The 9,759-nt window shown below is 65.5% G+C and carries 9 protein-coding genes and 1 pseudogene; 3 read left to right on the top strand and 7 right to left on the bottom strand.

Going from position 1 to position 9,759, the window contains the following annotated elements; translation table 11 throughout:
• A partial coding sequence (istA, locus tag ACIBVN_RS59790; RefSeq protein ID WP_397151671.1) for an IS21 family transposase occupies window positions 1-825 on the bottom strand: 825 nt, incomplete at its 3' end.
• Between the two features lie 253 nt (window positions 826-1,078).
• On the opposite strand from istA, the gene ACIBVN_RS59795 reads away from it, so the two are divergent.
• Both ACIBVN_RS59795 and ACIBVN_RS59800 read left to right on the top strand, forming a co-directional pair.
• Window positions 1,079-1,897 (top strand): hypothetical protein, encoded by an 819-nt coding sequence (locus ACIBVN_RS59795; protein WP_397151673.1) that lies wholly within the window; start codon window positions 1,079-1,081, stop codon window positions 1,895-1,897.
• Window positions 1,898-1,904: 7 nt separating this feature from the next.
• Window positions 1,905-2,384: pseudogene (locus tag ACIBVN_RS59800) on the top strand (transposase); the annotation flags it as partial.
• Between the two features lie 208 nt (window positions 2,385-2,592).
• Here ACIBVN_RS59800 and ACIBVN_RS59805 read toward each other — a convergent pair.
• Window positions 2,593-3,948, bottom strand: a complete 1,356-nt coding sequence (locus tag ACIBVN_RS59805) for a condensation domain-containing protein (protein ID WP_397151675.1) — start codon at window positions 3,946-3,948, stop codon at window positions 2,593-2,595.
• A gap of 344 nt (window positions 3,949-4,292) precedes the next feature.
• On the bottom strand, window positions 4,293-4,562 hold the full coding sequence (locus ACIBVN_RS59810) for an integrase core domain-containing protein (RefSeq protein ID WP_397151677.1): 270 nt from the start codon (window positions 4,560-4,562) through the stop codon (window positions 4,293-4,295).
• 602 nt (window positions 4,563-5,164) lie between these two features.
• Between ACIBVN_RS59810 and ACIBVN_RS59815 the strand changes: the two genes are divergently transcribed.
• The gene (locus ACIBVN_RS59815; protein WP_397151679.1) at window positions 5,165-5,500 is read left to right on the top strand and encodes a hypothetical protein; all 336 of its coding nucleotides are present in this window, start codon (window positions 5,165-5,167) and stop codon (window positions 5,498-5,500) included.
• Here the strand turns inward: ACIBVN_RS59815 and ACIBVN_RS59820 are convergent.
• From ACIBVN_RS59820 to ACIBVN_RS59835, 4 genes are read right to left on the bottom strand one after another with little or no spacing between them, the layout of a single operon-like run.
• Entirely contained in the window at window positions 5,472-6,500 is a 1,029-nt protein-coding gene (locus ACIBVN_RS59820; RefSeq protein WP_397151681.1) for an LLM class flavin-dependent oxidoreductase, read from the bottom strand. The genes ACIBVN_RS59815 and ACIBVN_RS59820 overlap by 29 nt on opposite strands.
• The gene (locus ACIBVN_RS59825) at window positions 6,497-7,930 is read right to left on the bottom strand and encodes a hypothetical protein (RefSeq protein WP_397151683.1); all 1,434 of its coding nucleotides are present in this window, start codon (window positions 7,928-7,930) and stop codon (window positions 6,497-6,499) included. Before ACIBVN_RS59825 ends, ACIBVN_RS59820 begins: the two co-directional genes overlap by 4 nt.
• Window positions 7,931-7,983: 53 nt before the next feature.
• Window positions 7,984-9,195, bottom strand: coding sequence for a cytochrome P450 (locus tag ACIBVN_RS59830; protein ID WP_397151685.1), 1,212 nt, complete (start codon window positions 9,193-9,195; stop codon window positions 7,984-7,986).
• Entirely contained in the window at window positions 9,195-9,455 is a 261-nt protein-coding gene (locus tag ACIBVN_RS59835; protein WP_397151687.1) for an acyl carrier protein, read from the bottom strand. The genes ACIBVN_RS59830 and ACIBVN_RS59835 overlap by 1 nt, the downstream gene beginning before the upstream one ends.
• Window positions 9,456-9,759 lie beyond the last annotated feature (304 nt).

The following is a 9,759-nucleotide window of genomic DNA, read 5'->3' on the forward strand; positions in this document are numbered from 1 at the left end:
AAGCTCGCCGACCGGCGACCTGCACAAACACCAGGAACAAGCGAATCGAACCGAAGGGGTGCAGTGTGAAGCCAACGTTTTGCCGGTGGGCCGGTGCGCGGCCAGCACGTCGATGTCGAAGCCGTAGTGGCCGGCGAAAGCGACCGCTTCCGGGTGCAGCGGCACCGCTTGGCCCGGGGCGACGTGCTGACGCACCACCGTCTTGGTCCGGTCATAGACGATCACGCCCGGCACCCCGCCGTAGTGGTCGAACGCGCGGCGGTGGCATTCCCAGAAGGTGGCCAGGTCGGTGCTGGTGACAAAGCAGGAGAACGGATCCCGCGAGTACGACAGCACCATGTGGAAGGAGTAGACCTTTTTGATACCGGCGCCGCTGAGGATCTGGCCCTCATCACCCCAGTCCACCTGGGCTTGGGCGCCCGCGGTCACCTCGAAGCGGCGGTGCAGCCCGGCCAGATCGTCACGACCCAGCCCGAGCTCAGCCCTGATGCGCGGCCTGACCTCGGCGCAGAACATCTTGACCCGCTGATAGTGGCCGTCCCAGCCGTACTGGTCGACCAGCCGCTCGTGGATCACTGAGGCCTTCAGGCTGATGTCGGCTCGCAACCACGCCTCCACCACGGGCTCCAGCGGCTCGAGCTTGCGCGGCTGCGTCCCCTTACGCGGCGGCGCCGACGGCGGCACCGCCCCTTCGGCCTGCAGATACTTCTTGACGGTCTTCCAGTCGTGCCCGGTCTCCCGGGCAATCGCGGCGATACTCACGCCCGCCTGATGCAGGGCGCGGAAGCGACGGATATTCATCCAATCCCTCGGATCCAGGATCATTGAGCGCGGTCATCCTTCGATCTCGTCTGCTTGCCGGCTGACAGATCGAAGGATGATCACTAACTCAGCTCGAACACGTCAACGACGTGCCGAACCTCTGGACGTGAGGTCGTACCTCGTTCGGGAGATGAGGTCGTACGCGGACACCACCCACGGCAACTGGAACTACACGCTGCACCCCGGACCCACCGACGCATCCAGCCCCGCCCCACCCGCCGGCGAGGCCCACGGACCCGCACAACGGCGCCAAACCATGCTCATCCGACTGGCCGACCCGCGACTGACCGGCATGAGCCCGGCTCAGCTGGAGCAGTTGGCCACAGCACTCGCTCCGGCCCAAGCCGCCCGCACCCAGGAACGCCACAGCCAGCAACGCGGTGGCCGCGCCCGGCGAGCCACCGGCAACCTCCGCGCCAAGCCCTTGTTCGACGATCCCGCCCGCCTGCTGCTCACCCTTCTCTATCAGCGGCAGGTCTGCTCCATGAAAGTCCTGGCCGACCTGCTGGAGGTCACCGACGTCTGCATCGCCGATCTGGTGAAGGAGACCCGCAGAGTCTTGGAAGACCACGGCCACCACGCCGGAACCGCCCAGGTCCGCTTCGCCAAACCCGCCGCGCTCCTCGACTTCTTAAACACCGATCAGCGTCCCGCACGAGCCGCGATCATCGACCGGCTGTCCCACCCAGTTCTGACCGGGCTCACCCGCGACGAACTCCACTCGCTCATCCAACGCCTCGCCGCATCGCAAGTCGCTCAGGGGGAGCGCCTTGGCTACCAGCGGCGCGGCGGTCCCCGCCAATCCGGAACCCGATCTGGCGTCTTCCCCCAGAAGATCAGCAATAGCGAACGGGTGTTGCTGACGATCCTCTACCAGCGGAAACTCTGCACCATGGAGGTCCTGACCGATGCCCTGGGCGATGTCTGCAGATCCTCCATCGGCAACGTCATCCGCGAAACTCGGCCCCTGCTCCAGCAAGCAGGTCACATTCCCACCACCGCGCCCATCCGATACCGCACGGCGGCAGATCTGCTTGCCGCAGTGCCAAACGATCGCGACACGCCGACAAGTTGATCTTTTACGGCTTCACTACCTGCGCAACCTGTTCACCTGCGTCCCGAAGTCAGCGCAGCCGTGGGTGGCCACGCTGGTGCGCACCATCTTCGACCAGCCCACCGCCGAGCAAGTGCGCACCCAGCACGCCTGGGTCATCGACACCCTGGAGGCCAAGTATCCGGCCGCGTGCGAGCATCTGGACGCCGCCCGCGAGGATCTGCTCGCCTTCGCTGCCTTCCCGCGCGAGACCTGGCGGCAGATCTGGTCGAATAATCCGCAGGAGCGGCTGAACAAAGAGATCCGCCGTCGCACCGATGTGGTCGGCATTTTCCCCGACCGGGCCGCGATCATCCGGCTGGTCGGCGCGGTGTTGGCCGAGCAGACCGATGAATGGACCGAGGCCCGCCGTTACATGGGCCTGGACATACTCGCCAAAGCACGTGTTCGGCTCATCACCAGCGACACACCGACCGCGAACCCGCTCCCGCAGACACTTACCGCTTAACCTGCAGAAACAGGATCACGCGAAGATCGATTCATACACCACGTCCGTGGACGTGACCCCGCGAGACCCAACTCCATGATCCACGGGACACTCCCCAGCACCCGCCTGATTCCTGCTACCGACCACGATGACTCGCGGCCAAAGACGATCACACCCAACGATCATTCAGCACCGGAATGCGCAGGGCGTGAATGCGTACGATACCGCCTCATGCTGCGGCGAGGACGCGATTCATACGCTCCACGAGCAGCGAGATGCCGTCCATGCGCAGAAGGTTTGTCTGGAACCTCAGGATCGGTTTCCTCGAAGCGCCCATGACCGCCCCGACACCGAGGTTGAGGACGGCAGGGTGGTGTGTAATCTCTGACCAGGTTTCGGTCATCACGGGCTTGTCCGAATCTACTTCTGCCCGAGGCTCCGCCTGTTGGACCCGTCCCGTCAGCCCGTCCATGGCGACGACCGAACGCACGTCGTTGAACTGAATGAACGGTGCTTCTTCCGGGTTCAGACCTAGACGGGAGAGGAACAACTCGCCGGGGGATTGGGCGTTGCGATACGCCTTGAGCGAATCCCGGAACACCTCACGTACTGCGGACCGAAAGTCAGAGCTGCCCGGCGAGTATGCGTAGACTGTCACGTTTTTGAGACGTGTGACCGAGGCTTCGCGTCCCAGGCCGGTCCTGTTAGAGCAGTGGAGGTAGCAGCCAAGGCCATCCAGGCAGAGGGTTTGTGCGGCGGCCTGCAGGAAAGCCGTGAGAATTACTCCAGAGGAGCTGGTCCCGGACGTCCGTGCAACTTCATCGGCAGCGATCAAGACTGATTCGGCGGGCACCGTGAAGGAACGCACGGTCCCGCTGTCGAGAATGGCGGGCCAGGGCAGAGCTTGAATGGCCGTCATCTGCTCCCGCCAGTAATCCATTGCTTGACGGTCGGCACGAAGCCCATGCGCGGAGGCCTCCCACTCGACCTGGTCGAGTTGCTGGAAGACTCGTTCCGGCCGACCGTTAGCGCCATTCTTGATCGCCGAGAGCTCCGAAACGAACGACGAAACCACATTTTCGCAGGCACCGGCGTCCGCGATGAGCGACGAGGCAGCGAATGCTGCATGAGTCACTTCTCCGTCGGCAGCCACGAATCCTGCGCGGAACGGAAAGCCCTTTTCGATATCGAGCAGCTTTTCGCCGAGCCGACTTCGGAGGAGCTTATCCGTAGGGGTGTGGCCGGCGCGGACCCGATATCGGATGACATCCACGTCGCCACTGCCGACGGCTTCTTGGCGCACAAGGCGGCCGTCGACACGTTGGAATCTTGTGCGCATGGATTCATGTCGGCTCACCATGCGACCGATGGCCGAGAGGAAATCGTCGATGGTCGTGCCTGCCGGGACGTCCGCACTGAAGCATATGTCCTCGCTCATGCCGCGGACTTCGTACTCCCATCGGACCTGCTGTGCCCAGCCGATGTTTCCGGCGCGTTGCGAGCAATCTTGGAAGGGGATCAGGCAAGGCTGCGGCATGAGTACGGTCGATGACTCGTCATCGCTGCTGGGGTTGTCTAGGGTCATTTTCTCTGCTCGCTGCATGGCGGCTTCGGCTCGGAATGAGCCGGAGAAGATCGGGTGCGGACACGGTAGAACTTCAGAATCTGTGACGTCTCCGTCGGAGACCTGCTTAGCTAGCCGCCGACAACAGTCACTGTAAACGGCAGGATGGTTGCTAACGATCTGTGCTCGGAGTTCCAGGTCGCTGGGCCTCGACTTGGTGTAGTGCTTGCCGTCCTGGCGTATCTGGTGGTTCTACAGGTTTCATCGAGGCGTTCCATAGAGTAGTCGGCTTCGCCAGGTTTCACCCATAACCCCCCGTCCGCGTAGCCAGTCATCTCCTTGGACCGCCCCGGGAATCTTGGAGGCTACGATTCCTGCGAACTTGCGAACGATGTAGTAGATTCCTGCGCCTTATAAAAGGCGTCCTCGTACTCCTTCGGCGGAATATTACCACAGAATGAGTGGAGCCTCACCTCGTTGCACCAGGCAACCCATTCCATGGTTTCCAGCATCACGTCGGCGATGCCGTGCCAGCCGCCACGAAAGTCGATGAGCTCTTTCTTGTACAGGCTGTTTAGTGATTCGGCGATGGCGCTGTCGTAAGAATCACCTTTGCGCCGATCTCCGCCAGACATTCATTATAGCAGATCGACGTATATTGAACACCCCATCTGAATGATGCACCAGATCGCCATTCAGGTCAGGGCTGAAGGGGTTCTCACATTGTGAGACCGAGGGCGGTGAGCGGATTGCGGAAGTCGTCTCGGGCCCAGCGGATGCCTTCGGCGATGTTGGTGTGGTTGAGCAGGCGTAACGCGCCGATCGCGTAGCTACGCATGGTGGCCAAGATGGACGGGGCGGAGGCAGTACGGACCCGGCAGCGGTCCTCACGGTTATGCCAATATCGGCATAACCGGGATTATCCCGAGGTTCGGATTATGCCGAGTCGTGAGCTTCCGTCCGGTGTCGCAGCTGGTCACCGCGGCAGACTGTGCCCGTGACCTCGGGATAACGACAAGCACGGTGGATGCTCCTCTCAGGACGTTCTGAGAGGAGGCAACGATGAGTCACGAATGGGCCTGGGCGGCCAGTGGGCCGCTCGCTCCGTACGCTTCGGGCTTTCGCGCGTACCTGGTGGGGTTGGGGTTCCGGTCGGCAGCGATCCAGCATCGACTGTCTCAGTTCGGTGCGCTCAGCCGCTGGCTGGCCGCCCAAAGGCGGGGAACTGGTCCAGGTCATGGAGGCGGATCTGGAACGCTTCGCTGCGGCACGGTTCGCTGCGGGCGGGGTGACCTGGATTTCGTTGGCCAGCATCACCCTGCCGCTGGAGTACTTAAGGACGGTCGGGGCGGTGCGCAGACGGCTCGAGTCGCTGCCCACCGGACCCTTCGCCGAGGTGCTCGGGGCATATGGCTCTGGCGATCTTTATGTGGTGCCGTTCACGGATCGTGAGCACGTTCAATGGACACAGAGGATGATCTTCCTGGGAAGATCGAAGTTGGCTCGGCCGTACGCGCCGGGAATCGAGGCAAACTGCGAGCAGGTCACAGGCCCGCTAGCCTTTTCGCTGTGAGTGCCGCCGTCAGCATCGCTTTGCGCTGGGCGGCGCTGCCACCGAAGGGGGAGACCGTGAGGGTGGTGACGCCGGCCGCCGCGAACTCGTTCATCCGCGCGGCGATGCGCGGCACCGGCCCCAGCAGGGACGTGGCGTCGATGAACTCGGCGGGGACCGCGGCGGCGGCGCCCGACAGGTCGCCAGCCAGGTATCGCCGCTGCACCTCGGCAGCCGTCGCAAAACCCATCCGGCACGCTAGCTGGTTGTAGTAGTTGCTGTCCGCCCCGCCCATCCCGCCCAGGTAAACGGCAGCGTACCAGCGGACGGCGTCCGCGCAGGCCGCCACATCGTCACCCACGACGAGCGGCGTCATCGCCACCACATCGAAGCTGTCCGGGGCCGGGTCCGCCCCGCTATCCGTCATGGCGGGGCGGCGCGCGCGGCCGGCCTCGATATCCGCGAACAGGATGCCAGCGTGCTCGGGGGAGAAGAACGAGGCCAGCCAGCCGTCAGCGATCTCCCCTGCCAGCGCCAGGCTGCGCGGCCCGATGGCCGCAAGATACACCGGGATGCGCTGCTGTACGGGGCGGAGGCTGAGCCGCAGCGGCTTGCCGTTGTAGGGAAGCGGCTCCTGCCGCAGCGCCGTGCGCACGATGGACACGTAGGCACGGGTGCGTCCCAGTGGCTTCGCCCAGGGCACGCCGTGCCACCCCTCGCTGACCCGTGGCCCCGACACGCCGAGGCCGAGCCGGAACCGGCCGCCGGACAGGGTGTCCAGGGTGACAGCAGTCATCGCGGTCATGGCGGGGCTCCGGCCCGGTATCTGGAAGACTGAGGACCCGATGCCGATCTGTTCGGTGCGCGCCGCCACCCAGGCCAGCACGGTCGCGGCATCGGACCCGTGGGACTCGGCGGCCCAGCATACGTCGTAGCCGAGCCGGTCGGCCTCCCGCGCCAGCTCTAGGCCATTGGCGGCGAAGCCCGCCCCGAGGTAGCCGAGGCCAAGGCCCAGTTTCATTCGTCCGGCCCTGACGTCACGGGAGCGGAGGATGAGGTGGTAGCCGCCGCCAGGATGCGGGTCATACGCTTCAGCAGCAGGGCGATCCCGTCCATGCGTAGCAGGTTCTCAAGTCTCAGGATCGGGCTCCCCGCGCCCTCCAGCGGCCCCGCGCCGACGAACAGCCCGACGTCGAGAGCGAGCACGGCCACCGGATTGTGCGCGTCCTCAGGTGGGATCTCAGTGATCGCGGGCTCGCCGGGAGCTGCCAGCCCCGCGGTAGCTGCCTGTCCGGCGGGTTCGGAGGGACCAGAGGGTTCAGAGGGACCAGGCGCAGCAACGAACGGGCGCACGTCGTCGAACTGGACGAACGGCGCATCCTGTGCCGCCACGCCGAGCCGGTCGAGGAACAGCCCGCCAGAGGAGTGAGAGTGGCGGTATGCGGTGAACGAGCCCCGGAACCCCTCACGTGTCGCGGCCCGGAAGTTAGGGCGGCCGGCGGAGTAGCTGTAGACGGTCATGCTCTTCAGCCGGGTGACCGAGTCCCAGCGTCCCGGATCGGACCTGTTGGCGCAGTGCAGGTAGCAGCCCAGGCGATCCAGCCGCAGGACCTGCGCGGTGGCCAGCAGGAAGGCGGTGAAGATCACTGCCGATGAGCTGGTCCCTGATGCCAGCGCGACCTCCTCGGCGGCGGTTAGGGCGGGCTCAGCGGGAGTGATGACGGCACGCATGGCCCCGGCGTCCAGCACGGCGGGCCAGGGTAGTGCGGCAATGACCAGCATCTGCTCCCGCCAGCACTCCAGCGCCTGTCGCCCGTCGGCGGAACTCTCCCACGAGACCTGGTCAAGTTGCTGAGAAACGGGTCCTGGCGGTGCTGTCGCGCCGCTCCTGATCGCCCCGAGAGCTGCGGCGAATTCCGAGATAATGTCGTCGCAGGCAGCCACGTCCGCGATGATCGGCGATATGGCGAACGCTGCGTGGGTCACGATTCCAGCGTCGGCCACGAAGCCCGCGCGGAACGGGAAACCGTTCACGATATCGAGCATGCCGGCGCTGGTCAGGCTCCGGAGCAGTTCGCTGCGGGGGTCCTGGCCAGCGGGGACCTGGCCAGCGTGAATCTGGTACCTAGTGACGTCCACCGAGCCGTGGCCAGCTACCTCCTGGCGCAGCGGGCCATCGCCGGTGCGCTGGAACCTGGTCCGCAGCGTCTCGTGCTGGCGTACCAGGGCGGCGATCGCCGCCAGGAAATCCGCCACAGTGGTGTCCGCCGGGACGGGCACGCTGAAGCACAGGTCGTAGTTCAGGCTCCGGCCCTGTTCCAGGCCCGGTCCGATCCCCTCCCAGACGTATTGCTGTGCCCAGCTCAGCGTCCCGGAGCGGTGTGAGCAGCCGATGACCGGGACCGGGCAGGGTGCGGCCATGAGCACGGCGGACGGGGAGCTAGTGTGCATGTCGGGAGCCACCTCGTTCTGTCGGGCGGGAGCAGGTGCCGGGCGCGCCCGGGTCATCGCAGCAGGACTTCGAGCGCGTCTAGGCCGAAGGCCAGAGAGCCGTCGCGGTAGCGGATGTCGACTTGGGTGTCGATCCTGGCCGCCGGGAAGGCCGCGAAGAACGCCGGCAGGACGGTATACATCTCCAGTCGCGCCAGCGGCGCGCCTAGGCAGTAGTGGATGCCGTGCCCGAAGGCGAGGTGCGGCGCCGCCTCGCGCAGCGGCCGGAACTGCCCAGCATCCTGATACCGGCGCTGGTCCCAGTTGGCAACCGGGATCGAGCAGAGCACCCGGTCCCCGGCTTCGATCACGGTCCCTGCGATGGTCACCCGGAACACTGCGGTGCGCGGGAAGGAAAAGTGGAAAACAGTCAGGTACCGTAGCAGCTCTTCCACCCCCCGCGTCAATGATTGCTCGTTGTGCAGCACCTCCGCGCGCAGCGCTGGCTGCCCGAGCAGCAACAGCAGACTCTGCGCGATGAGGCTGGCAGTAGTCTCGTGCCCGGCCAGCAAGAGCATGTTGCCGGTCGCGACCAGCTCGGCGTCGCTCATGCCCGCGCCGTGGCGGGTGATCAGCGCCCCGAGCAGCCCAGTACCCGGGTCGTCGCGCAACCGGGTGACGAGCCGCAGCATGTAGGCCAGCATCTCGGCCCTGTTGTCGGCCCGCGTCAGCGCGGGCAGCCGGGTGTCGAGGGCCACCGCACTGCGGTGGCAGAATTCGCCGCGGTCGGTCGGTGGCACACCGAGCAGTTCGGCAATCACCACCGCCGGGATCGGCTGGGCGACGGCGGCGACGAGATCGGCGCGGTCCTGGCCGCCGATCGCGGCCAGTGCGTCCGCTGTGGTGGCCTCGACCGCTGGGCGCAGGGCCGCGACGCGGCGCGCGCTGAACTCGGCCGAGACCAGTCGGCGCAGCCGGGTGTGCAGCGGCGGATCGAGCCCGGGCAGCGATCCCTGGCCGGTGGGGGAGATGGTCCCGCCGGGCCCGCCATCGGGCAGCCGCAAGACATTGCTGAACGACGTGGGGTCCCCGAGTACGGCACGCACGTCGTCGTACCGGGTGATCAGCCAGGTCCGTCCGGCTCCGGGCGTGGGGACCGGCATGGAGATCTCGGTGATACCGCCCGCCGCGTCGACCGCCAGCAGGTCAGGCGCCGGACGCAATGGCTGGCGGGGGTCGCGCCGCATCGCCAGCGGCGCATCCGCGTGCGTGTCCGGTGCCGCCATCAGCTAATGGCCAGCTTGGTGGCCAGCGCTGAGGACAGCGCCGAGACGGACGGGTAGTCCCACATTATGGTCGCGTCGATGGCGATACCGAGATAGTTCTCGATCTCATCCACGATAGCCAGCGCGTACAGTGAGTCGAGGCCGTAGTCGGCCAGCGGGGTATCTGCGTCGATGGCGGACGGCTCCCGTTTTAGGTGCCTGGCCAGGCGCTCGGTGAGCCAGGTGCGGAAGTTGGCCTCGTCAAAGGGCGTTGACGCCATGGTGTCTCTCCCGTGCGTCTAGGCGTGAAGTGGTTGAAGATCAGTTGCGTAAGCTCGTCGTCGCTTGCCAGCGTAAGTCCGGTCCGGGTAGCCGTCAGGGGGCGCGTTGACTCATCAAAAATGCCCGCGTCACTGAGGTCTATTCAAAAGCGTGAAGGTGTTCTAGTAGGAGATTGCGCCATCGGCGCTCTCGGAAATCCACAGCCTGTGAATTAAGCGAAACTCGAGACAAAACAACGGCTCCTGTCGTGGAATCTCGAATCACCACAACACGAGAGCCGCAGAGGAACCATTAGACCTGCAG

The organism is Nonomuraea sp. NPDC049400, assembly GCF_044466425.1.
Taxonomy (GTDB): Bacteria; Actinomycetota; Actinomycetes; order Streptosporangiales; family Streptosporangiaceae; genus Nonomuraea.

Coding starts and splice junctions, on each gene's coding strand:
- ACIBVN_RS59795 (WP_397151673.1), top strand. CDS start 1,079: ATGCTCATCCGACTGGCCGACCCGCGACTGACCGGCATGAGCCCGGCT.
- ACIBVN_RS59805 (WP_397151675.1), bottom strand. CDS start 3,948: ATGACCCTAGACAACCCCAGCAGCGATGACGAGTCATCGACCGTACTC.
- ACIBVN_RS59810 (WP_397151677.1), bottom strand. CDS start 4,562: ATGTCTGGCGGAGATCGGCGCAAAGGTGATTCTTACGACAGCGCCATC.
- ACIBVN_RS59815 (WP_397151679.1), top strand. CDS start 5,165: ATGGAGGCGGATCTGGAACGCTTCGCTGCGGCACGGTTCGCTGCGGGC.
- ACIBVN_RS59820 (WP_397151681.1), bottom strand. CDS start 6,500: ATGAAACTGGGCCTTGGCCTCGGCTACCTCGGGGCGGGCTTCGCCGCC.
- ACIBVN_RS59825 (WP_397151683.1), bottom strand. CDS start 7,930: ATGCACACTAGCTCCCCGTCCGCCGTGCTCATGGCCGCACCCTGCCCG.
- ACIBVN_RS59830 (WP_397151685.1), bottom strand. CDS start 9,195: ATGGCGGCACCGGACACGCACGCGGATGCGCCGCTGGCGATGCGGCGC.
- ACIBVN_RS59835 (WP_397151687.1), bottom strand. CDS start 9,455: ATGGCGTCAACGCCCTTTGACGAGGCCAACTTCCGCACCTGGCTCACC.